Origin of the sequence: Nonomuraea sp. 3N208 (assembly GCF_052245935.1) — a bacterium.
Classification (GTDB): domain Bacteria; phylum Actinomycetota; class Actinomycetes; order Streptosporangiales; family Streptosporangiaceae; genus Nonomuraea.
The window spans coordinates 123,415-143,251 of record NZ_JBQQBR010000027.1; the positions used below are offsets into that span (position 1 = coordinate 123,415).

At 69.5% G+C, this 19,837-nt stretch carries 22 protein-coding genes; 13 read left to right on the forward strand and 9 right to left on the reverse strand.

Going from position 1 to position 19,837, the window contains the following annotated elements; all coding sequences use genetic code 11:
- Window positions 1–28: 28 nt before the first annotated feature.
- From ACTWPT_RS35850 to xylA, 3 genes are read right to left on the reverse strand one after another with little or no spacing between them, the layout of a single operon-like run.
- Window positions 29–1,132 carry a Gfo/Idh/MocA family protein gene (locus tag ACTWPT_RS35850; RefSeq protein WP_443181953.1) on the reverse strand — a complete coding sequence of 368 codons (1,104 nt, stop codon included), beginning with the start codon at window positions 1,130–1,132 and terminating at the stop codon, window positions 29–31.
- On the reverse strand, window positions 1,129–1,872 hold the full coding sequence (locus ACTWPT_RS35855) for a sugar phosphate isomerase/epimerase family protein (RefSeq protein ID WP_443181954.1): 744 nt from the start codon (window positions 1,870–1,872) through the stop codon (window positions 1,129–1,131). Before ACTWPT_RS35855 ends, ACTWPT_RS35850 begins: the two co-directional genes overlap by 4 nt.
- Window positions 1,869–3,020 carry a xylose isomerase gene (xylA, locus tag ACTWPT_RS35860; protein WP_327586473.1) on the reverse strand — a complete coding sequence of 384 codons (1,152 nt, stop codon included), beginning with the start codon at window positions 3,018–3,020 and terminating at the stop codon, window positions 1,869–1,871. The genes ACTWPT_RS35855 and xylA overlap by 4 nt, the downstream gene beginning before the upstream one ends.
- A 90-nt stretch (window positions 3,021–3,110) precedes the next feature.
- Between xylA and ACTWPT_RS35865 the strand changes: the two genes are divergently transcribed.
- Both ACTWPT_RS35865 and ACTWPT_RS35870 read left to right on the forward strand, forming a co-directional pair.
- Window positions 3,111–4,223, forward strand: a complete 1,113-nt coding sequence (locus ACTWPT_RS35865; RefSeq protein ID WP_443181955.1) for an ROK family protein — start codon at window positions 3,111–3,113, stop codon at window positions 4,221–4,223.
- 9 nt (window positions 4,224–4,232) lie between these two features.
- Window positions 4,233–4,673: a GNAT family N-acetyltransferase gene (locus ACTWPT_RS35870; RefSeq protein ID WP_443181956.1), complete on the forward strand. Its 441-nt coding sequence runs from the start codon at window positions 4,233–4,235 to the stop codon at window positions 4,671–4,673.
- On the opposite strand, the gene ACTWPT_RS35875 is transcribed toward ACTWPT_RS35870, so the two are convergent.
- Window positions 4,667–5,182, reverse strand: a complete 516-nt coding sequence (locus ACTWPT_RS35875; RefSeq protein ID WP_443181957.1) for a DinB family protein — start codon at window positions 5,180–5,182, stop codon at window positions 4,667–4,669. The two genes, ACTWPT_RS35870 and ACTWPT_RS35875, sit on opposite strands and share 7 nt — an antisense overlap.
- A 139-nt stretch (window positions 5,183–5,321) precedes the next feature.
- Window positions 5,322–7,007, reverse strand: coding sequence for a PQQ-dependent sugar dehydrogenase (locus tag ACTWPT_RS35880; RefSeq protein ID WP_443181958.1), 1,686 nt, complete (start codon window positions 7,005–7,007; stop codon window positions 5,322–5,324).
- Window positions 7,008–7,281: 274 nt separating this feature from the next.
- Between ACTWPT_RS35880 and ACTWPT_RS35885 the strand changes: the two genes are divergently transcribed.
- The 5 genes from ACTWPT_RS35885 (at window position 7,282) to ACTWPT_RS35905 (ending at window position 11,274) form a co-directional block, all read left to right on the forward strand.
- On the forward strand, window positions 7,282–8,199 hold the full coding sequence (locus ACTWPT_RS35885) for an ABC transporter ATP-binding protein (RefSeq protein ID WP_443181959.1): 918 nt from the start codon (window positions 7,282–7,284) through the stop codon (window positions 8,197–8,199).
- Window positions 8,200–8,211: 12 nt separating this feature from the next.
- Window positions 8,212–8,916, forward strand: a complete 705-nt coding sequence (locus tag ACTWPT_RS35890) for an ABC transporter permease (protein WP_443181960.1) — start codon at window positions 8,212–8,214, stop codon at window positions 8,914–8,916.
- A gap of 12 nt (window positions 8,917–8,928) precedes the next feature.
- Window positions 8,929–10,197, forward strand: coding sequence for a sensor histidine kinase (locus ACTWPT_RS35895; protein WP_443181961.1), 1,269 nt, complete (start codon window positions 8,929–8,931; stop codon window positions 10,195–10,197).
- Entirely contained in the window at window positions 10,190–10,825 is a 636-nt protein-coding gene (locus ACTWPT_RS35900; protein ID WP_443181962.1) for a response regulator, read from the forward strand. The genes ACTWPT_RS35895 and ACTWPT_RS35900 overlap by 8 nt, the downstream gene beginning before the upstream one ends.
- 104 nt (window positions 10,826–10,929) lie before the next feature.
- Window positions 10,930–11,274 (forward strand): DoxX family protein, encoded by a 345-nt coding sequence (locus ACTWPT_RS35905; protein ID WP_443181963.1) that lies wholly within the window; start codon window positions 10,930–10,932, stop codon window positions 11,272–11,274.
- Window positions 11,275–11,580: 306 nt separating this feature from the next.
- On the opposite strand, the gene ACTWPT_RS35910 is transcribed toward ACTWPT_RS35905, so the two are convergent.
- The 3 genes from ACTWPT_RS35910 to ACTWPT_RS35920 form a co-directional block, all read right to left on the reverse strand.
- Window positions 11,581–11,979, reverse strand: coding sequence for a hypothetical protein (locus tag ACTWPT_RS35910; protein WP_443181307.1), 399 nt, complete (start codon window positions 11,977–11,979; stop codon window positions 11,581–11,583).
- 56 nt (window positions 11,980–12,035) lie between these two features.
- Window positions 12,036–12,947, reverse strand: a complete 912-nt coding sequence (locus ACTWPT_RS35915) for a DUF817 domain-containing protein (protein ID WP_443181964.1) — start codon at window positions 12,945–12,947, stop codon at window positions 12,036–12,038.
- A 288-nt stretch (window positions 12,948–13,235) separates the two neighbouring features.
- The gene (locus ACTWPT_RS35920) at window positions 13,236–14,057 is read right to left on the reverse strand and encodes a helix-turn-helix transcriptional regulator (RefSeq protein ID WP_443181965.1); all 822 of its coding nucleotides are present in this window, start codon (window positions 14,055–14,057) and stop codon (window positions 13,236–13,238) included.
- A gap of 100 nt (window positions 14,058–14,157) precedes the next feature.
- Between ACTWPT_RS35920 and ACTWPT_RS35925 the strand changes: the two genes are divergently transcribed.
- The 6 genes from ACTWPT_RS35925 to ACTWPT_RS35950 all read left to right on the forward strand — a co-directional run bounded on the left by ACTWPT_RS35925 (window position 14,158) and on the right by ACTWPT_RS35950 (window position 18,766).
- Complete coding sequence (locus ACTWPT_RS35925) at window positions 14,158–14,895, forward strand: SDR family oxidoreductase (RefSeq protein ID WP_443181966.1); 738 nt, start codon at window positions 14,158–14,160, stop codon at window positions 14,893–14,895.
- Between the two features lie 22 nt (window positions 14,896–14,917).
- Window positions 14,918–15,733 (forward strand): SDR family NAD(P)-dependent oxidoreductase, encoded by an 816-nt coding sequence (locus ACTWPT_RS35930; protein WP_443181967.1) that lies wholly within the window; start codon window positions 14,918–14,920, stop codon window positions 15,731–15,733.
- Window positions 15,734–15,941: 208 nt separating this feature from the next.
- Window positions 15,942–16,898 carry a D-alanine--D-alanine ligase family protein gene (locus tag ACTWPT_RS35935; RefSeq protein ID WP_443181968.1) on the forward strand — a complete coding sequence of 319 codons (957 nt, stop codon included), beginning with the start codon at window positions 15,942–15,944 and terminating at the stop codon, window positions 16,896–16,898.
- Between the two features lie 5 nt (window positions 16,899–16,903).
- On the forward strand, window positions 16,904–18,274 hold the full coding sequence (locus tag ACTWPT_RS35940; RefSeq protein ID WP_443182020.1) for a UDP-N-acetylmuramoyl-tripeptide--D-alanyl-D-alanine ligase: 1,371 nt from the start codon (window positions 16,904–16,906) through the stop codon (window positions 18,272–18,274).
- Between the two features lie 25 nt (window positions 18,275–18,299).
- A complete protein-coding gene (locus tag ACTWPT_RS35945) occupies window positions 18,300–18,545 on the forward strand; it encodes a hypothetical protein (RefSeq protein ID WP_443182024.1) in 246 nt (81 codons plus the stop codon).
- Between the two features lie 8 nt (window positions 18,546–18,553).
- Window positions 18,554–18,766 carry a hypothetical protein gene (locus tag ACTWPT_RS35950; protein WP_443182021.1) on the forward strand — a complete coding sequence of 71 codons (213 nt, stop codon included), beginning with the start codon at window positions 18,554–18,556 and terminating at the stop codon, window positions 18,764–18,766.
- Here the strand turns inward: ACTWPT_RS35950 and ACTWPT_RS35955 are convergent.
- Window positions 18,664–19,824, reverse strand: a complete 1,161-nt coding sequence (locus tag ACTWPT_RS35955; protein ID WP_443181969.1) for an SDR family oxidoreductase — start codon at window positions 19,822–19,824, stop codon at window positions 18,664–18,666. The genes ACTWPT_RS35950 and ACTWPT_RS35955 overlap by 103 nt on opposite strands.
- Between the last annotated feature and the right edge of the window lie 13 nt (window positions 19,825–19,837).

The following is a 19,837-nucleotide window of genomic DNA, read 5'->3' on the forward strand; positions in this document are numbered from 1 at the left end:
CGGCAGCTAAGGCCAACGGAACCGCGGATCAGGACAGGGTCACCGCGTACGGGTCCCAGCCGGCCGGAAGCGGCTCCGGCGCGGTCAGGCTCGAGATGATGGGACGGAACTCCGAGCGCTCGCCGGAATCCGTGATGGCGACCATGAGCTCCAGCACGTGGTAGGCCAGCTCACCGGACGCCCGATGCGGGGTCCCCGCGCGGATCGACCTGGCCATGTCAAGGACGCCGATGCCGCGCCCGGCCGTGGTGCCGGACAGCGGCAGCTCCCGCCAGTCCGTATCGTGCAGGCCGCGGGCCAGCAGCGGGCCTTCGAAGGTGTTCGGGTCGGGGAGCGACAACGCGCCCTCGGTGCCGATGATCTCGATCATCCTGCGGTTGACGGCCGAGTCGAAGCTGAACGTGGCCGCTGCCGTGGCCGTGCCCGGGAAGTCGAGCAGGGCGTTGACATGGGTCGGCACGTCCACCGGGAAGATCTTCCCGGCCTTGGGCCCCGAGCCGACGACCCGCTGGTCACGGGCCCTGCGGCTGTCCGCCGCCACCCGGGCGACGGGGCCGAGCAGGGACACCAGGGCGGTCAGGTAGTAGGGACCGAGGTCGAACAGCGGGCCGCCGCCGGGCTGGTAGAAGAACTCGGGGTTGGGATGCCAGGACTCCGGGCCGAGGCTCTGCGTGGCCGCCGTGACGGCGACCGGCTCGCCGATGAGGCCCGAGCGCAGGGCGTGCACCGTGGACTGGAGCCCGGCGCCGAGGAAGGTGTCGGGGGCGCCGCCGACCCGGAGGCCGAGGTTGGCGGCCTCGGCCATGATCTTCGTGCCTTCGTCGGTGTTCATGGCGAGGGGCTTCTCGCCGTAGATGTGCTTGCCCGCGCGCAGCGACTCCAACGCGACGGCCGCGTGCGCCGACGGGATGGTGAGGTTGACGACGAGCTCGACCTCGGGCACGGCGAGCACCGTCCCGAGGTCACCCGACAGGGGGACGTCGTACTCGCGCGCGACCTCGGCGGCACGCTCGGCGTCGAGGTCCGCGATGCCGAGCACGCGTACGTCGGGGAAGGCAGTGAGATTGCGGAGGTACTGGCCACTGATGTTTCCGGCGCCGACCAGGGCGACGCCGACGGGGCCATGACTCAAGAGCTCTCCAAGGAGGTGAGGTAGGCGTGGCTGTCCGCGAGAGCGGCGAAGATGTCGGTCGCGCACTCGTCGAGCTCGACGATGCGCCAGGCGCCGGGCGCGGCGGCAAGGATGCCGGGCACGGGCATGACGCCCTGGCCCACCGCGACGTGCGGCTCGCCCTTGACCACCGGCCCGTCCTTGACGTGCAGCGCCAGCGTGCGCTCGGCCAGGCGGCCGAGCAGGGCGGGCACGTCGGCTCCGCCCACGGCCGCCCAATAGGTGTCGATCTCCAGGAACACCTCGGGGGCGAGCAGGTCGGCCAGCACCTCGATGGCGTGCCGGCCGTCGACCCGCGGCTCGATCTCCCACCAGTGGTTGTGGTAGCCGATCCGCATCCCGTGCCCCGCCGCCTGCTCGGCCAGGCCGTTCAGCAGGTCGGCGGTGCGCTGGAGGCCGTCGCGCGTGGTGAACTCCTCCTCGGCGATGCCGCCGGGGAGAATCGCCAGGTCCGTGCCGATCGTGGCGATCGCGTCGAAGACCTCTGCGGGTTCCCGGCTGAGAAGCGCGTACGCGTGCGTGCTCGACACGCTCAACCCCAGGTCGTCGGCCACCTGACGGAAGCCCTTGGGGTCGGCCGTCGGGTCGTAGGGCTCCACCGCCCGGTACCCGATCTCCGCGATGCGCCGTAACACGGCGTCGCGGTCGGCGGCCATCGCCTCCCTGACCGTGTAGAGCTGGACGCTGATGGGTTTGCTCATCCGCGTACCCCCATGAGGTGCTCGAGCGCGAGCTGGTTGAGCCGGGTGAAGTGGAAGCCGCGCAGGGCCGCCGCCTCGACGTCGAAGTCGTCCTTGGCCAGGTCCTGCCAGGTCTCGCCCGCCGCCAGCGTGGGCTGGGCCAGCTCGTCCACGCGCGAGGCGCGGATGGCCTCCTGGACCTCGGGGTCCTGGCGGAACTTGGCGGCCTTGTCCTTGAGGATCAGGTACGTGCGCATGTTCGCCGCGGCCGAGACCCACACGTCCTCGGGGTCATCGGTACGCAGCGGCTTGTAGTCGAAGACGAGCGGGCCGTCGTAACCGTGGCTCTCCAGCAGGTCCACCAGGAAGAACGCGCTCTTCAGATCGCCGTGCCCGAAGATCAGGTCCTGGTCGTACTTCGGGCCGTGCTGGCCGTTGAGGTCGATGTGGAAGAGCTTGCCGCGCCACAGGGCCTGGGCGATGCCGTGCACGAAGTTGAGCCCGGCCATCTGCTCGTGGCCGACCTCGGGGTTGACGCCCACCATCTCGGGGTGCTCAAGCTCGTTGATCAGGGCCAGGGCGTGGCCGATCGTGGGCAGGAGGATGTCGCCGCGGGGCTCGTTCGGCTTGGGCTCGATGGCGAAGCGGATGTCGTAGCCCTTGTCGATGACGTACTGGCAGATGAGGTCCAGGCCCTCCTTGTAGCGGTCCATGGCGGCCTTGACGTCCTTGGCGGCGTCGGATTCGGCGCCCTCGCGCCCGCCCCAGCACACGTACGTCTTCGCGCCCAGCGAGGCGGCCAGGTCGAGGTTGCGCATGACCTTGCGCAGGGCGTAGCGGCGCACGTCGCGGTCGTTGCTGGTGAAGGCGCCGTCCTTGAACACCGGGTGGGTGAACAGGTTCGTGGTGGCCGCGGGAACCTTCATGCCGGTCTCGTCCAGGGCCTTCCTGAAGGCGGCGATGGCCTTGTCCCTGTCGGGCTCGACGGCGAGCAGGTCGTCGTCGTGGAAGCTGACGCCGTAGGCGCCCAGCTCGGCCAGGCGGTGCACGGTCTCCACCGGGTCGAGCGCGGGACGGGAGGCGTCGCCGAACGGGTCGCGGGCCTGCCAGCCCACGGTCCACAGACCGAAGGAGAAGCGGTCGTCCGGGGTCGGGGTGAATGCGGTCATTTGCGTGCGCTCCCTGATATTAGTCCATAATCTGTACATAATCCTGAGGAGGTGGATGGGGTGTCGTCAAGAGGTGTCCGGCATGATTCCATGCGTGCCCGTAACTTGGCCGTAGTACTCGACGCCATCCACCGAACAGGACCTCACACCCGGGCCGCGCTCGCTGAGATGACCGGATTGACCAAGACCACCGTGTCGAGTCTGGTCGCGGACCTGCTGGAGGCGGGGGTGGTGACCGAGAGCGGCGCGGTGCGCGGCGGCGAGCGCGGCCGGCCGGGCGTGGCGGTGAGCCTGAGCGGCCACCGGGTGGCCACGCTGGGGCTGGAGATCAACATCGACTATCTCGCCGCCTGCGTGGTCGACCTCACCCGCACCGTGCGGCTGCGCCACACAAGAGCGGCCGACAACCGCAACTCCAACCCGGCCGAGATCCTGGAGCAGCTGCGTGACCTGGTGAAGGAGATCACCGTCGAGGCCGAGTCGGCGGGGTTGCGGATCATCGGCGCAGCCCTGGCCGTGCCGGGCACCGTGGAGGGCGGGGTGCTGCGGAGCGCGCCGCATCTCGGGTGGCGGGACGTGCGCGTGGAGGACGTGATCGACCTGTCGCTGGCGATCGACAACGAGGCAAACCTGGCGGCGTTGGGCGAGCTCTGGTTCGGCTCAGGTACTCCAGACTTTCTGTACGTGTCCGGCGAGATCGGCATCGGCGCCGGCCTCGTCGTCGGCGGCACGGTGTTCCGCGGCACGTTCGGGCTGGCCGGCGAGCTGGGCCACGTCGTCGTCGTGCCCGACGGGCCCACGTGCCGATGCGGCGGCCGGGGCTGCCTGGAGGTGTACGCCGGCCAGGACGCCCTGCTCGGTCCACTGGACTCGGTGGCCACTCTGGTGGCGCGGCTGGAGTCGGGCGACGCGCGGGCGCAGGATGCGTGCCGGCGGGCCGGGCACGCGCTCGGCGTGGCGCTCACCTCGGCGGTCCACCTGCTCGACCCCGGCAGGATCGTGCTCGGCGGGATCTTCGCGCGACTCTTCCCGTGGCTCGAAGGGCCGGTGGCGGACGGGATGGCCGCCCGGCTCGGGCAGATGCGCGGCGCGCCACCGCACCTGGTGGTCTCGGAGACCGGCGCGGACGCGGCGGTGCTGGGGGCCGCCGGGCTGGTCATCCAGCGCATCCTCGCCGACCCGGCCCAGGTCCTCGGCCTTTAACATGTCGCCATGCTGGTCATCGAGGAGCGCACCATCGAGGACGACGAGCTGGCCGCGTTGCTGGACGCGGCGTTCGAGGAGCTGGTGGTCCGCTACGGGCGTGAGGGCCGTTCACAGGTGCGGGCCGGGGCCCGCTATCTCGTGGCGTCCATAGGCGGCGACGCCGTCGGGTGCGGCGCCGTCCAGCCAGTGGACGCCGTGACCGGGGAGCTCAAGCGGATGTACGTGGTCCCCGGCCACCGCGGGCAAGGCATCGCCACGTCATTGTTGTCGGCGCTGGAGGAGCTGGCCCGCGGGCTGGGCTATCGCCGGCTGCGGCTGGCGACGGGCGTGCGGCAGCCGGAGGCCATCGCGCTGTACGAGCGGTGCGCGTACACGCTCACCGAGCCGTACGGCAAGTACGTGGACGCGCCGCTGACCCGCTGCTACCAGAAGGCACTGGCTCAGTAGTAGCCCTTCTCGCCGTCCAGCAGCTCCCTGATGATGTCGGCGTGGCCGGCGTGCCTGGCGGTCTCCTCGACCATGTGGATGAGCATCCAGCGCAAGGTGCCGCCTGCCGACTTGAAGTCGGGGTGTTTGCCCACGTCGTCCAGCGAGTGCGCGGCCACGATCTCGTTGGAGACGGCGCACTGGCGCTCGTACTCGTCGAGGAGCCGGGCGAGCGGGACACCCTCGACCCTCATGTCGGCGTCCTCGACCGTATCGTCGAACCCCGGGTTGCCGGCCTGGTCGCGGCCCAGGAACAGCACCTCGAACCAGCTGTGCTCGGTCCAGCGCATGTGGGAGACCAGGCCCGCCATCGTCATGAGGGGCGAGGCGGGCAGGACCGGGCGGTGGGCGTCCTCCTCCGACAGGCCTTCGCATTTCCACTGGATGATGGCGCGTTGCATGCCGAGCCAGCCGACGAGCTGGGTGCGCTCGTCTGCTACGAGGGGAGGGCGTACGCGAGGAATGGTCATGGGGTCGGACGCTACTTCAGTGGCTGCGGCAGGCGCACGGCATTTTCTCAGGCCCCGGCGCGGAGCAGGCGCTCGATCGCACCGACTGTCTGACCATGGGCCGCGGGTCCCAATCACACCTTGGACCCGCGGCCTATCGTCAGGGGCTCGTGCACTGGTAGCCGGAGGGCACCTGCGTGTTCCCGTTGGGGCGGGAGGCTTGGAAGCCGAACGTCGTGCTCTGGCTCGCCGCGAGCGTGCCGTTGTGCCCGGCGTTCCGCGCTGTGACGGTCTGCCCGCTGACGCTCAGCGTGGCGTTCCACGATCCCGTGATGGTGTGGCCGGCGGGCAGCGTGAACGTCACCGTCCAGCCGTTGATCGTGGACGTGCCGGTGTTGCCGACCGTGACGGGCTGGATCACGTAGCCGGTGCCCCACTGGGACTGGGTGGCCGGCGTCGCCGTGCATCCGCCGGTGGTGGTGCCGCCCGACGTGGTGACCGTGATCGTGTTGGACACGGGGGAGAGGTTGCCTGCCGCGTCGCGGGCGCGGACCTGGTAGCGGTAGGTGGTGTTCGCGGTCAGTCCGGTGTCGGTGAACGACGTGGTCGCCGAGGTGCCTGTCTGGGCGAAGGCGCCGCCGGACGAACCGGGAGCGCGCAGGATGTCGTAGCCGGTCACGCCGACGTTGTCGGTCGAGGCGGTCCACGACAGGGTGGCGCTGGTGCCGGTCGTTCCGGACGCGGCCAGGTTGCCCGGGGCGGTCGGCGCGGTGGTGTCGGTTCCGCTCGTGGCCGGCGGGATGCGGATGATGCGGTCGTCCTGGGCCACCGGAGTGCCGCGGCCGTCGCGGTTGCTGGTCGCCACCCAGAGCCAGCCGTCCGGTCCGACCGCGACCGCGCGCAGCCGCCCGTAGGCGGACTGGAGCTCGGCCAGCGGGGTGCCCGCGCCGCCGCTGCTGGTCAGCGGCACCGTCCACAGCCGCTGGCCGCGCAGCGCCGCCGCGAAGAGCGTGTTGTTGGCGTACGCCAGCCCGCTCGGCGACGCCTCCGCCGTCGTCCACGTGACGATCGGGTTGCGGAAGGACGTGTTGCCGCAGGTGCCCTCGCACGTGGGCCAGCCGTAGTTGCCGCCCGCGACGATCTGGTTGATCTCGTCCCAGGTGTTCTGGCCGAACTCGGTGGCGTACATCCTGCCTTGGGAGTCCCAGGCCAGGCCCTGCACGTTGCGGTGGCCGTAGCTCCAGACGCGGGAGCCGGAGAACGGGTTGCCCGACGGGATCCCGCCGGTGGGCGTCATGCGCAGGATCTTCCCGGCCGGGCTGTTGAGGTTCTGGGCGTTGGCGGTGTTGCTGGCGTCGCCGGTCGCCACGTACAGCATGCCGTCCGGGCCGAACGCGATGCGGCCGCCGTCGTGGATGGCGGCGCTCGGGACCCCGGAGAAGATCACCGTCTGCGTCTGAGGGGCGCTCAGCTGGAGCCTGACCAGGCGGTTGTCGCCGCTGGTGCTGGTGAAGTACGCGTACACCCAGCCGTCCTGAGCGTAGGAAGGCGACACGGCGATGCCGAGCAGGCCGCTCTCACCCGAGGCGCTCACCCCGCTGATCGTGGCCACCGTGGTGGGCGTCTGGCCGGGACGTACCTGGACGATGCGGCCGGTGTTCCGCTCGGAGGCCAGCGCGCTGCCGTCCGGCAGAAACGCCAGCGCCCACGGAACCTGCAGGCCCGTGACGGAGACCTCGGCCCGGGAGAAGTCGAAGCCGCCCACCACCTGGGCGCGTGCCTCGGGAACGTTGATGAACAGTGCGAGCAGCGCCAAGATCAGAGCCGGAACGACACGGGCGCGCATGACGGACTCCTTGACCGGATCGCCGTGGGCGGATGTCAGCACCGTAGGCATGCGGACGGCCCAAGCTCAATCATTGTGCCGGGCGCGATCCGGTGATCTGCGACGACGGCTGAAACTTTCAACGACTGTGGCAGCGCGGCCGCCCCGTAGGCCGCTCCCTATCAGAAGAGGTCTGCCATCCACCATTTGGTGGATTTTCGGATCAACCACATCCACCGCGAATCCCGGCCGAGCGGGCGATCCCCATCGTGAGCTGGAAAATCATGATTGATCCATGGCAGTCATCGACGTCACCGACCTCACCAAGAGGTACGCGGGCCACACCGTACTGAACGGCATCTCGTTCTCCGTCGAAGAAGGCGAGATCTTCGGCCTCCTCGGCCCCAACGGCACCGGCAAGACCACCACCGTGGAATGTGTGGAGGGCTTGCGACGCGCCGACAGCGGTTCGATCCGGGTGCTCGGCCTCGACCCCGTCAGGGACGGCCGCGAGCTGCGCGAGCGCATCGGGGTGCAACTCCAGCACACCCAGCTGCCCGAGAACATCAAGGTCTGGGAAGCGCTCGACCTGTACGCCTCCTTCTACGCCAAGCCGCGCGACTGGCAGGAGCTGCTGGAGGAGTGGGGCCTGGCCGACAAGCGCAACGCCCGCTTCGGCAAGCTGTCGGGCGGCCAGAAGCAGCGGCTGTTCATCGCGCTAGCCCTGGTGGGGAACCCGCGGGTGGCGTTCCTCGACGAGCTCACCACCGGGCTCGACCCGCAGGCGCGCCGAGCCACCTGGGAGCTGATCAAGAAGGTACGGGCGTCCGGCGTGACCGTGGTCCTGGTCAGCCACTTCATGGACGAGGTGGAGGAGCTCTGCGATCGCGTCGCGGTCTTCGACCGGGGACGCATCGTGGCGACCGGCACCCCGGCAGAGCTGATCGACGGCGTTGACGCCGAACACCAGATGCGGTTCACGCTGATGGCCGGGGACACCAGCGACCCGGCCGCCCTGCTGGCCGGCCTTCCCGGCGTGTCGAGCGTGACCCGTGACGGCACCCAGGTGACCGTCAGCGGCCGGGGCGATTTCGCCACCGCCGTCACCTCGGCCCTGGCCCGCAACCTCATCCCCGTCGCCGACCTGCGCATCGACAAGCGCACGCTCGACGACGCGTTCCTCGCCCTGACCGGCCGCTCGTTCCACCTCTGAGGAGATCCCGACATGACCGTCATCGCCAAGCTCACCACCGTCGAGCTCAAGCTGCTGGCACGCGAGCCCGGCTCGATCTTCACGATCCTCATCCCGCTGTTCATCCTGATCGTCTTCGGCAGCTCGATCGCGCCGGGAGACACGGTGCTCCTGCCGATGACCCTGGCGATCGCCGTGGGCCTCGTGGGCCTTTACCAGGTGCCGACCACCCTGGCCACGTACCGGGAACGGGGCATCCTGCGCCGCCTCTCCACCACTCCGGTACGCCCGGGGAGCATGCTGGGGGTGCAGCTCATCCTCCAGTTCGTCCTCGCATTGACCGCCTGCGCCCTGCTGCTCGCCGTCGCGGGCACTGTCCTGAGCGCGCACGTGCCCACCCAGGCGGTGCCGTTCGCCGTCGTCTTCCTGCTGGGCACGGCCGCGATGTTCGCCATCGGCCTGCTGATCGCGGCTCTGGCGGCGAACGGGCGCAGCGCCAACGGGGTGGGCGTGATGCTGTACTTCCCGATGGCGTACCTGGCCGGTTTGATCCAGCCCGTCGGTCAGATGCCCGTTATCCTGGCCCGTATCGGTGAATTCACCCCCTTGGGCGCTTTTCGGCGGACTCTTCAGGACGTCTGGGCGGGTGTGTCGCCTGACCTCCTGCTGCTGGGTGTCATGGCCGCGTACGCGGTGCTCGTCAGCCTCGCCGCAGCCAAGTTCTTCCGCTGGGAATGAGGGGTGTCGAGGGTGGCGGACACACGCCTGGACCGATGGGAGCGGCTCCTCGAGCGCCTCATGGCTGCCGTCCCCTACCTGCTGCTGGCGATCTCCACGGTGCTCGCCTGGCTCACCGACGACCGTACGTGGACGTACCATCTGATCACGCTCGGCCTGGCCGCGCTCGCCGCGGCCTGGATCCGGCTTATGGTGGCCCGCCACCCGGCCGTGTACGTCGCCGGCCTGATCATCCTGATCGCAGTGTTGTGCACGCGTGGAATCTGGTTCGCCGGCTTCTTCTCCTTCACCGGCTACCTCCACTCCTGGCACCTGCTGAACGGGAAGTGGAGGTTCGCCGGGGTGGCGGCCACGGCCGCGATCAGCATCACGGCCTACACCGGCGGGCTGCCCGAGCCCACCCCGGCAGGGATCCTCACCCACGTGTTCTTCACCGCCGCGATCGTGGCCGTGGTCAGCCTGTTCAGCTTCGTCGGCGAGGTCACGGCCGAGCGCAGCGCCGAGCGCAAGAGGATGGTGGCGCAGCTGGAGGAGACGATGCGGGAGAACGCCGGCCTGCACGCCCAGCTCCTCGTCCAGGCCCGTGAGGCAGGCGTGCTGGACGAGCGCCGGCGCATGGCGGGGGAGATCCACGACACCCTCGCCCAGGGACTGACCGGCATCATCACCCAGCTCCAGGCGGCCGTGCGCGCCGAGGCCGAGCCCTCCGCGTGGCGGCGGCACATCGACAACGCGACCCGGCTGGCCCGCGAGAGCCTCGCCGAGGCCCGCCGGTCCGTGCATGCCGTAGGACCCGGGCCGCTGGAGACGACGCCGCTGCCCGACGCCCTCGCGGAGATCGCCGCCGGATGGTCGGAGTTGAACGGCGTACGTGCGGCGGTGACCACGACCGGTACGGTCCGCGCCCTTCATCCGGAGGTGGAGGCGACCCTGCTCCGCATCACGCAGGAGGCCCTCGCCAACATCGCCAAGCACGCCCGAGCTTCTCGTGCCGGGGTCACCTTGTCGTACATGGAGGACGTGATCACCCTGGACGTACGCGACGACGGCGTTGGCTTCGACCTGGCCCGGGCGCTGGACGGTGGCGGCTTCGGCCTGGCGTCGATGCATAAGCGGGTCACCCGCCTGGCCGGCCGCTTCGAGATCGAATCCGAGCCGGGCGCGGGCACGGCGATCTCCGCTGCGGTCCCCGCCATACTGAAGGAGCCCTCCTCGGAGCCCTCAGGGGAGCGCTCCAAGGAGACGTTCGAGGAGACGTTCGAGGAGACCCAGAGTGCCTGAGGCCCCCATCCGGCTGCTGATCGCCGACGATCACCCCATCGTCCGTGACGGCCTGCGCGGCATGTTCACCGGCGACCCCGGCTTCGAGGTGCTGGCCGAGGCCGGCGACGGAGCCCAAGCAGTCGAGCTCGCCCGGGCGCTGGACCCCGACGTCATCCTCATGGACCTGCGTATGCCGAGGATGGACGGGGTGACCGCCATCAGGGAGCTGGCCAGGCTGGGCCTCAGGGCCCGCGTGCTGGTCTTGACGACGTACGACACCGACAGTGACGTGCTGCCCGCGATCGAGGCCGGCGCCACGGGCTACCTGCTCAAGGACGCCCTGCGCGACGAGCTCGTGCGCGCCGTGGCGGCGGCGGCACGCGGCGAGGCCGCGCTCGCCCCGTCGGTCGCCACCCGTCTGCTCGGCCAGGTCCGCACCCCGGTCGACCCGCTGAGCGCGCGGGAGCTGGAGGTCCTCAACCTGATCGCCCAGGGCACCACCAACCGCGAGGCGGCCGCCCGCCTGTTCATCAGCGAGGCCACGGTCAAGACACACGTGCTGCACATTTACGCCAAACTCGGCGTCAATGACCGCGCGGCGGCAGTCGCCGTCGCCTTCCAACGCGGTCTGCTCCCCTTGGAATAGGCGCCCGCGGTTCCATTCCATCCGGTTATAGATGCAGGTATTAGACGCTCAGTCACTCCTCCGACCAGACTTGAACACGAGTCCAGGAGGAAGGAGGACTCCGGGTGTTCACCACCTATGTCGTCGTGGTCGTCGCGACGGGCGTGAGCAATATCGCGGCGGCCATTGCCGACTTTCTTCGCGTCAAATGGATTCTCGGCAACATGTCCAAGTACGGAGTGCCGCACTCCTGGATCTATGCCTTGGGCGTGGCCAAGGCGGTGGGTGCGCTCGGTGTGCTGGCCGGCCTTGCCGTCCGCGCGATCGGGGTCGCGGCGGCCGCCGGCCTCGTCCTGTACTTCATCGGCGCCGTCGTCATGGTCGCACGCGCCCGCTGGTACTCCCACCTGCCCTACCCGACCCTGTTCCTGCTGCTGGCCGTCGGCTCGCTCGCGACCACCCCAGGATGACGACGAGTTGCCCCGCACACCGCCGTGAGCCCATGTCCCAGCCGAACAACCACTCGAAGTCGGACGGGCCCCTTCCCTCGAACTGCCTGCGTGTGTAGCTGACGGTGACAAGCCGGCCAAAGCCGATCACTACCAGATTGATCCACATGGGAAGCGATCGCGGGCGATGCGTGGGACGGAGGCCTGGTAAGTCGTCGGGCTCATCTGCCATGGGCAACTCTGACAGCCGCCGGATCGCCTGAGAAGACGACGATCCATCCCGCGCGTACGCCAGAACCGACGGCGCTAACGCGGCACCGGGCAGCATCAGTAGATGCGGTACTTCTTGCCGCAGTTGTCGAACTTGCCGGCCCAGCAGGTGAAGGTGTAGATCTTCTTGATCCCGTGGCCCTTCCAGCTGCCGGTGGCCTTGCCGTCCCAGGAGTGGTTGAAGCGGTGCCAGGAGCCGTTCTTGTAGTACTCGAACCACACCCAGCCCTTCTTCCCGCCGACCTTGTCGACGCCGTACCAGGTGGTGTGCACGGCGCCGCCGTGGTTGAACGTCTTGCCGAAGGTGTAGGCCTTGTGGTCGCTGGAGAAGAACTTGCCCCAGCTGACCGTGGTGGTGCTGGCGCTGTGGGTGGCGGCCTGGGCCGCGGGGGTCAGCGCGAGCGCGGTGACGGCCATGGAGCCGGCGAGCGTGACGGCGGCAAGGGTCTTACGCATGATGGGTGCCTCCCCGTTCTCGGATGTGTGCGCCGGTTGATCCGGCAGCAGGGACATTACGGAGATCCCGCGCGGCTCTCTGTGCAGGAGTCCACACATCGGAGGTGATCAGTCCCACACATCCAGAACAAGCCGCCGACCCGATCTGTAGGGACGCGGCGCAGCGGCAGCGCCCAGCCACGGGAGCAGCCCCGGGAGGTCGTCGGCAGGTGCAGCCGTCCCCTGCTCGCCTGCCAGGAAGCGACCATCACGAAAGTGACGCTGACCAGCAGCGCCCAGGCCCCGAACTTGGCGGGGTGGACCAACTGCCAGGTCTCCCGCTGGTAGGGGTACCGCCAGGCGCCGAGGTAGGTCGCGATGTTCTCGGCCACCCACAAGAAGAACCCGATGAGGATGAACGACAGCGCCAGCGGCATCTGGTAGCGGTGCTCGCCCACGGTGAAGTGCACCACCGTCCCCCACGTGACCAGGACGAGCACGAGGGCCAGCGGGATCCGCAGGTCGATCCACCAGTGCTGGCTGACGAAGTTGATGTAGATCGCCAGCGCCACCAGGGTCACCGGCACGGTCCGGTAGGCCACCAGGCGCAACGAGAAGATCCGCCAGGCCGAGCAGACGTAACTGCCCACCGCGGCGTAGAGAAACCCGCTGTACAGCGGCACCCCGCCGACCTTGGTATAGGCATCCTCGGGATAGCTCCACGACCCGAGCCGTACCTTGATCATCTCAAAGGCCAGCCCGATCACATGGAACCCGGCGATGACGGCTGTCTCCTGATTGCTTTCCCACCGCAGCGCCCGGAAGATCACCGTCACTGCCACGGCATAGACCAGCAGCGCGTCATAGCGCGGGATCGGCAGCGGCAGGACCGACGAAGCCGCCAGGCCCGCAAACAGGGCGACCGCGAACGCGCACGCCTTCGCCTCGGCCCACGCGAAGCGGAACATCTGGGCGACAAAGAACCTCACACCTTTATCCGATCGCCCGAACTGCGCCGAGGTTGACTGGATTTCGGGGAGGTTGAGTGCAGAAATTATCGGTACGCCGTGGAGGTTCGCCACAGCGACCGTCCCACACGGCATTCACCTTGAGCACTGGCGAGCCCTGTCAGACATTCTTGAAGGGGCTCTCTGTCCCTCTGTCCCACCTGATCAGCTCGGGACGCTGCGGCCTTCCATCCGGGTGATGCAGATCGTCCCGGTGGTGCCGGGCAGGCCGAAGCCGCGCCGTCGCCGCACCGTGCTCCAGGGGGTGCGCTACCGGTCGGCGGTCGCGGCGAGCGTGCCGAGCAGCGCGATCGCGTCCGCGCTCACGGAGCCGGGCTCGGCGTGGTAGACAACGAGCTGCTGCCCGGGCGCGGCCCGTACGTCGAAGGCCTGCATGCGCAGCGTGAGTTCGCCGACGTCGCGGTGGCGGAAGGTCTTCACCTCGGCTCGCTTGCCGCGGGCGTCGTTCCGCGACCAAAGGGCGGCGAACTCCGGACTGTGTTCCAGCATCGAACCGAGCACCTCTCGCACGCGCGGATGGTGCGGGTCCTGCCCATGCAGCAGCCGGAAGCCGGCCACCGTGTTGACCGCGGCGGCCTCCCAGTCCGCGTAAAACGATCGCGCCTCCGGGTCGAGGAACAGCTTGACCAGCAGGTTCGCCCCGCCACGGAACCCTTCAAAGAGCGCATAACCGAGCCGGTTCCCGGCCAAGACGTCGTACGCTCTACCGAGCACGAGCGCCGGGGTGTCCGGCCAGCCGTCCAGGAGTTGCAGCAGCTCGGGATCCACCCGCTCAGGGGCGGATAGGGCAGGCCGTGGGGTCAGGCCGGCGAGCCGGAAGAGGTGCGAGCGGGCGTCGTCGTCGAGGCGGAGTACGCTCCCCAGCGCGTCGAGTACCTGTGGTGACGGATTCCGCTCCCGCCCCTGCTCCAGTCGCACGTAGTAGTCCACGCTGACACCTGCCAGCAGGGCAACCTCTTCACGCCGCAGGCCCGTCACGCGCCGGCGTGGTCCAGCGAGCAGGCCGGCGTCTTCGGGGCGTACGTGCGCCCGTCTGCTGCGCAGGAAGTCCCCCAAGGGCCGCTCGGTCATGCTTCCAGGGTAGGCGGGAACGAGCGGCCAAAGGTGGGTGCGGGACTCCCATGCACACGGCGGCCTGCCGGGACGCAAGCGTATGCCCGAGTCTCGGAACATGGCACAGACACAGGAACGGAAAGTCGTCTTGGTGACCGGCGCCAGCAGCGGCATCGGGGCGGCCACTGCCCGCACGCTCGCGACCGCCGGTCACCACGTGATCCTCACCGCCCGCCGAACCGACCGAATCAAGGCGCTCGCCGCGGACCTGACCGCGGACGGTCACTCCGCCGAGGCCCGCCCGCTCGACGTCACCGACGGTGGCCGATTCCACGAAGTGGCCGAGGAGGTGGTGAACTCCTACGGGCGGCTGGACGTGCTGGTCGGCAACGCGGGGGTCATGCTCCTGTCCCGGCTGGACGCGCTCCTGGTCGAGGAGTGGGATCGGATGCTGGATGTCAACGTCCGCGGCCTGTTCAATGGGATCGCCGCCGTCCTGCCGATCTTCCGCCGCCAAGGCGGCGGCCACTTCGTCACGGTCGCCTCGATCGGCGCCCACCAGGTCGTGGAGACCTCGGCGATCTACTCCGCGACGAAGTACGCCGCCTGGGCTCTCACCGAAGGGCTGCGCCTGGAATCGGAGCCGAACATCCGGGTCACCACGATTTCACCGGGCGTCGTTGACACCGAGTTGGCCGACCACATCACCGACCCGTTCGCCGCCGAGGCCATGCGAGAGTACCGATCCGCCTTGATCCGCCCCGAGGACATCGGGAACGCCGTCGCCTACGCCCTCAACCAGCCCGCTGACGTCGACGTCAACGAGATCATCCTCCGCCCGTCCGCCCAACGCTGACGGACTCTGTGAAGGACGGCAAATGAGCAAGACGTGGTTCATCACCGGCGCGTCCCGCGGCTTCGGACGCGCGTTCACCGCCGCCGCCCTGGAACGCGGAGACCGCGTAGCGGCGACCGCGCGGAACCTCACAACGCTCGACGACCTGGCGGCGAAGTACGGAGCGGACCTACTCCCGCTCCAGCTCGACGTAACCTCCCGCGCGGCCGCCACCCAGGCGATCCGGCGTGCCCACGTCGAGTTCGGCCGGCTCGACGTGGTCGTCAACAACGCCGGATACGGCCATTTCGGCATGGTGGAGGAGCTCTCCGAAGACGATCTCCGCGATCAGGTTGAGGCCAATCTGTTCGGGGCGGTCTGGGTGACTCAGGCGGCGGTGCCACTGATGCGTGCCCAGGGAAGCGGCCACATCGTGCAGCTATCCTCCATCGGCGGCGTGGGCGCATTCACGAACCTGGGCGCGTACCACGCCTCCAAGTGGGCGCTCGAGGGGATCAGCGAGTCGCTCGCACTGGAAGTAGCAGCCTTCGGCATCAAGGTCACCCTGGTCGAGCCGGGCGGCTTCGCCACCGACTGGGCGGGTGCGTCAGCCCGCCGTTCGCAGGCGCTGCCCGAATACGACGGCGTACGTGAGGCCGCCGCCGCCCGCCGAAGCGCGCAACCACCGGGCAGCCCGGATGCGGCGGCTGGGGCCCTGCTGGAGGTGGTGGATGCGGACGAACCACCGCTGCGGGTGCTTTTCGGGGCCGCCGCGCCGGGAATCGTCACCGGCATCTACGAGCGGCGGCTGACGGAATGGAAGCAGTGGGAGCGACTGGCGCACGAGGCACAGGGATGACCGATCCGGCGACACTGGCCTGGGACCCTCGACGGTCAGCGCGTTGTGCGTGGGCACACAGCGGGTGCGCTTTGGTCAGGAACTGGACAGTGAATGGCCTGGGAACTGGTCAGGCGAAGAGCCGACACTCGACAGGCTGGTCCTGCGACGGCGAACACCGTGCCGCCAGCGGCGCTGTCTCCGTGCCACTGAGGAAGGCTGATCGATCGTGACTGAACGCGTGCGGGTGGCGGTGCTGGCAGGTGGGCCGTCCGCCGAGCATGAGGTGTCGCTGCAGTCGGCGCAGGCCGTGCTCGATGCTCTGCCGAGGGATCTGTACGAGCCGGTCGCGGTCATCATCGACAGGCAGGGCAGGTGGCCGGTGGAGCTGCGACGCGATCTGGCGGACGTGGTCTTCCCTGTGCTGCACGGTCCGTACGGTGAGGACGGCGTCGTCCAGGGCCACCTGGAGACGCTGGGTATCCCGTACGTGGGCTGCGGCGTCCTGGCCTCGGCCGTGGCCATGGACAAGGTCGCGATGCGGCGCACGTTCCTGGCGGAGAACATTCCCGTCACCCCACATGTGTGGTTCACCGAGCACGAGTGGCGCACCACCACCGACCACTGGGGTCTGGTCAAGTCGCTCGACTGGCCGATGTACGTCAAACCGGCCAACATGGGCTCCTCCATCGGCATCACACGTGCCACCTCCATGGAGGAACTGCGCGCGGGCGTGGATCTGGCTCTGGCCCATGACCGGGTGGTCGTCGTCGAGCAGGGCGTGACCGCGCGCGAGGTCATCTGCGGCGTGCTCGGCGGCTATGACACGCCGGATGCTTCGGTGCCCGGCGAGCTCATCGTGCCAGGCGACTGGCTCGACTATGAGGCCAAGTACCTCAGCCAGGCCGAGATCGCCACCATCCCTGCCGTGCTGCCGGAACGGGTGGCCGAGGACGTACGCGAGCTGGCCGTGCGCGCATTCTGGGCGATCGGTGGCTACGGCCTGTCCCGTGTCGACTTCCTCTATGAGGAGGACACGGGGCGCCTGTACGTGCTGGAGATCAACACCATGCCCGGTTTCACCTCCCGTTCCGTCTACGCCAGGGCCTGGGCCGCAAGCGGTGTCCCGTACCCGGACCTGCTGCGCCGCCTCATCGACCTCGCGTTCGCCAGGAGCAGCTCGTGATCCCCATGACGCTGAACGAGATCGCGCGGGTCGTCGGCGCAAGGCTGCATGACGTGCGCGACGCGCAGGTGCTGGTGACGGCGCCCTCAGCGGTCGACTCCCGCGAGGTGGTGCCTGGCGGCCTGTTCGCCGCGACGGTCGGCGCCAACGTCGACGGTCACGACTACGCGGCCGGTGCCATCGCGGGCGGCGCCGTCGCCGTGCTGGCCTCAAGGCCCGTCGGCGTGCCCGCCCTGGTGGTCGAGGACGTCCAGCTCGCGCTCGGCCTGCTGGCCAAGCACCTGCTCGAACACATCAGCCCGACCGTGATCGGCCTGACCGGCTCCGTGGGCAAGACCACGACCAAGGACCTGCTGGCCCAGGTGCTCGAACGGCACGCGGCGACGGTCGCCACCGACAGGTCGTTCAACAACGAGCTCGGGCTGCCGCTCACCGTGCTGCGTGCCGATGCCACCACCCGATACCTGGTGCTGGAGATGGGTGCAGGCCGGAAGGGCGACCTGACGTATCTGACCGGGCTCGCGCCGCCCCAGGTCGGGCTGGTGCTCAATGTCGGCACCGCACACGTAGAACGTATGGGAAGCGGGCTGGCGGACGTGGCCGAGGCCAAAGGCGAGCTGGTCGAGGCACTTGCGGCGGACGGGTTCGCACTGCTCAACGCCGACGACCCGTACGTCCTGGGCATGGTCGGCCGCACCAAGGCCCAGATCCTGTTGTACGGCAGGTCGGCGAAGGCAGCGGTGCGAGCCGAAGACGTGCGGATGGACGACCGCGCGCGAACCGCGTTCGAGCTGGTGACACCCTCCGGCCGGGCCCCGGTCGAGCTCGACCTCATAGGCGAGCACCAGGTGAGCAACGCACTGGCCGCCGCCGCCGTCGCCGTCGCACTCGGCCTGGGCGTCGCCGAGATCGCCGATGGGCTGAATGCCGCACGGCGGCGCTCCGCGGGCCGACTGGAGATCGTCGAACGACCTGACGGCATCACCATCGTCAACGACGCCTACAACGCCAACCCCGAATCCATGCGGGCCGGGCTGCGGGTGGTGAAGGCCCTGGCCGGCACCCGTCGTACCGTCGCCGTGCTCGGCGCGATGGGGCAGCAGGCGGACGCCTCGCGCGCCCGGCACGCGGAGATGGGCCGGCTCGTGGCCAACCTCCGCTTCGACGTGCTGATCGCGGTCGGAGCAGGGGATCCGCTCGCGATGGCGGAGGCGGCGGAGTCCTCGAACCAGGGCGTGGCCGTCCACACCGTCGAGGACGTGGCCGGGGCCCTCAGGCTGGCCACCGCGCTGCTCGAACCGGGAGACGTGGTGCTCGTCAAGGCCTCCAGCGAGATCGGGCTCAGTGCCTGCGCCCGTGCGCTGGCCGGCGCCTGACCGTTGGCGCATCGCCGAGGTGGCCATGCGCCAGGGCCACAAGGGGCTCAGGCAGATCGAGGGGCGGTTCGCGGCTTACCGGGACCTGCGTCCGTTCGGCGGAGGGAACGGCGTGGCGGCGGCGTTCGACTACCGCTGGCGTCGCCGCGCCGTGATGGCCAGCCGCGGCATGTACGCCACCGCCGACCTACGACCGCTCCTGGCCGAACGGGGTTTCCAGCTGTCGCGAGCCAGGTCTACCGGCTGGTCGCCGAGCGGCCGGAACGGCTGAATCTGCGCATTCTGATGGCCCTGCTGGACGTTCTCGGCTGCACGATAGAGGACCTGATCGAGCCGGTCCAGAATGCGGACGGCCGGGAGGCGGCCGAAACGCGGTTGGGCACCCCTACTCACGGATCTGTCAGCGCTCCTTCACCTCGACGCGGAGGATCCGGTCGTCGCCCGGGCGCGGGTCGGTACCGCCCCAGGTGGCGCGGTCGGTGTTCGACGTGACGAGCCACAGGGCTCCGTCGGGGGCGACCTCGACGGTGCGGATCCGGCCGTAGTCGCCGACGAAGTGGTCGATCGGGGCGGCCACCGCGGCGCCGCCCTCGACGGGAAGCTGCCAGAGCCGGCGGCCGCCCAGGGCACCGATCCACAGCGACCCCTCGGCGTACGCGACGCCGGAAGGGCGGCTCCAGCGTCTCGGCGAAGCCCAGGCGCCGTACGAAGGCCTCTCGCGTCAGGTCGCTGAAGGCCATGACGTGATCGACCCCTGCACGAGCGGCATCCACCACGGACCGGAACGGCATGTCGCCGACCGGGAGGGAGAGGATGCGCCGGATCTCGTCGGCCACGTCCTGCGGGTCGGCGGTCGTCCCCGGCGCGAAGAGCCGCTCGTGCGCGTCGTGGGTTCGCTCGACGAGCGGGTCGAGCTCCGAGTACTGCCCGGCCACGCGCTGGTCCGTGGCTCTCGAGGCGTTCGCAAAGTGCTGCGTGCCCTTCGTGATCGCGCCGGGCATCACGATCGACGTCTCGATGCCGAACTGCGACACCTCGTAGGAGGTCACCACAGCGAGCGCGTCGAACGCCGCCTTCGAGGCCACGTAAGGGCCGAGGAAGGGCGGAGTGGTCACGAGGATGGTGCTGCCGACGTAGAGGAGGGTCCCGGAACGGCGCTGCCGCATGTGCGGCAGCACCGCACGGTTCACCCGGTGCGCCCCGATCGCGTTGACGTCGAGCAGATGGGCGATGTCGTCGTCGGTGAACGCCTCGACGTACCCGATGAACAGGTGCCCGGCGTTGTGCACGACGACGTCCACCGCGCCCGCCTCCGCGAGGATGCGCTGCACGGCGTCGTCGGCCGATGCCTGCGACGTCACGTCGAGCTCGACGACGCGCAGGTCACGGGCAGCAGAGTGAGCGAGGGCGTCGAGCTCGGACGCGGCGGCGGCGTCGCGGCCCCCTGGGTCGCGCATCGTCGCATAGACGGTATGTCCCGCCGCGGCGAGCGTCTCGGCCGTCGAGCGTCCAATGCCGGTGGACGCGCCGGTGATCAGCACGATGGACATGTCCGGCTCCCTT

What these genes read in the sequence shown, in the direction of transcription:
- ACTWPT_RS35920 (WP_443181965.1), bottom strand. Translation starts at nt 14,057, where the DNA reads ATGACCGAGCGGCCCTTGGGGGACTTCCTGCGCAGCAGACGGGCGCAC.
- ACTWPT_RS35865 (WP_443181955.1), top strand. Translation starts at nt 3,111, where the DNA reads ATGCGTGCCCGTAACTTGGCCGTAGTACTCGACGCCATCCACCGAACA.
- ACTWPT_RS35855 (WP_443181954.1), bottom strand. Translation starts at nt 1,872, where the DNA reads ATGAGCAAACCCATCAGCGTCCAGCTCTACACGGTCAGGGAGGCGATG.
- ACTWPT_RS35945 (WP_443182024.1), top strand. Translation starts at nt 18,300, where the DNA reads ATGCGCCAGGGCCACAAGGGGCTCAGGCAGATCGAGGGGCGGTTCGCG.
- ACTWPT_RS35955 (WP_443181969.1), bottom strand. Translation starts at nt 19,824, where the DNA reads ATGTCCATCGTGCTGATCACCGGCGCGTCCACCGGCATTGGACGCTCG.
- ACTWPT_RS35930 (WP_443181967.1), top strand. Translation starts at nt 14,918, where the DNA reads ATGAGCAAGACGTGGTTCATCACCGGCGCGTCCCGCGGCTTCGGACGC.
- ACTWPT_RS35910 (WP_443181307.1), bottom strand. Translation starts at nt 11,979, where the DNA reads ATGCGTAAGACCCTTGCCGCCGTCACGCTCGCCGGCTCCATGGCCGTC.
- ACTWPT_RS35925 (WP_443181966.1), top strand. Translation starts at nt 14,158, where the DNA reads ATGGCACAGACACAGGAACGGAAAGTCGTCTTGGTGACCGGCGCCAGC.
- ACTWPT_RS35880 (WP_443181958.1), bottom strand. Translation starts at nt 7,007, where the DNA reads ATGCGCGCCCGTGTCGTTCCGGCTCTGATCTTGGCGCTGCTCGCACTG.
- ACTWPT_RS35885 (WP_443181959.1), top strand. Translation starts at nt 7,282, where the DNA reads ATGGCAGTCATCGACGTCACCGACCTCACCAAGAGGTACGCGGGCCAC.
- ACTWPT_RS35875 (WP_443181957.1), bottom strand. Translation starts at nt 5,182, where the DNA reads ATGACCATTCCTCGCGTACGCCCTCCCCTCGTAGCAGACGAGCGCACC.
- ACTWPT_RS35940 (WP_443182020.1), top strand. Translation starts at nt 16,904, where the DNA reads ATGACGCTGAACGAGATCGCGCGGGTCGTCGGCGCAAGGCTGCATGAC.
- ACTWPT_RS35870 (WP_443181956.1), top strand. Translation starts at nt 4,233, where the DNA reads ATGCTGGTCATCGAGGAGCGCACCATCGAGGACGACGAGCTGGCCGCG.
- ACTWPT_RS35890 (WP_443181960.1), top strand. Translation starts at nt 8,212, where the DNA reads ATGACCGTCATCGCCAAGCTCACCACCGTCGAGCTCAAGCTGCTGGCA.
- xylA (WP_327586473.1), bottom strand. Translation starts at nt 3,020, where the DNA reads ATGACCGCATTCACCCCGACCCCGGACGACCGCTTCTCCTTCGGTCTG.